This window comes from Pseudomonas sp. SIMBA_068, from assembly GCF_046534705.1.
Classification (GTDB): Bacteria; Pseudomonadota; Gammaproteobacteria; order Pseudomonadales; family Pseudomonadaceae; genus Aquipseudomonas; species Aquipseudomonas putida.
In genome coordinates this window covers 1-270 of record NZ_JAWRYI010000552.1, presented here as the reverse complement: position 1 = coordinate 270, position 270 = coordinate 1, and the positions used below count along the sequence as shown (strand labels likewise).

The following is a 270-nucleotide window of genomic DNA, read 5'->3' as shown; positions in this document are numbered from 1 at the left end:
GTCCAATTCTCGTTCGCCCAACACACACAGAACGGAAACTCAATATCGCTTGCCAGAAAATTATTCAACGGAAGCTCTAGAATGCGGCGGCCATTGAACCAGTAATAGTAGAAGCAAAAGCCATGGACGCCATAGAGCGCAGCATATTCGGCCTGTTGGCGAATGGTGTCCACGATTCGCAAAGCGTAGAATCCAAGATCGCGCGGAACATGTGGTTGATAGTGACCAACAAAGTTAGGTTTTGCCTTCGCGACGTTGGTCCACTCGGTA

At 49.3% G+C, this 270-nt stretch carries 1 protein-coding gene; it reads right to left on the bottom strand.

Annotation, left to right across the window (positions count from 1 at the left end):
• On the bottom strand, positions 1-270 hold a 270-nt coding region (locus SB756_RS30365), incomplete at both ends, for a glycoside hydrolase family 99-like domain-containing protein (RefSeq protein WP_410913276.1).